Annotated in this window: 1 protein-coding gene; it reads right to left on the bottom strand. The window is 70.9% G+C overall.

All coding sequences use genetic code 11. The features are described from left to right. Positions 1-39: 39 nt before the first annotated feature. A partial coding sequence (locus JN414_RS16720; RefSeq protein ID WP_202208909.1) for a hypothetical protein occupies positions 40-223 on the bottom strand: 184 nt, incomplete at its 5' end.

Genomic DNA, 223 nt, shown 5'->3' with positions numbered 1-223 from the left:
CAGTCCGTAAAGCCACTGCGCGACCCTCGGCGGCAGGTGTCAGGCCCGCGTCTGCTGCAGGGCCGCACGCGACCCCGCATCAGCCGCAAGCCTGCCCCCCTTGCTCAGGACGCTCCGGGCTTGACGGCCTGTCCCGTCGCCCGTCTTGGCCGGTGGCAGGATGGGCTCAGGAAAACGCCACCGTCGTTCCACTCTCGTCGCCGTCAGTGTGCTCGCCGCACGG

This window comes from Gluconobacter sp. Gdi (genome assembly GCF_014132155.1).
In the GTDB taxonomy this organism is placed as follows: domain Bacteria; phylum Pseudomonadota; class Alphaproteobacteria; order Acetobacterales; family Acetobacteraceae; genus Gluconobacter.
Note: the sequence above shows the minus strand (reverse complement) of the source record. Positions and strands in the feature narration are given on the sequence as shown.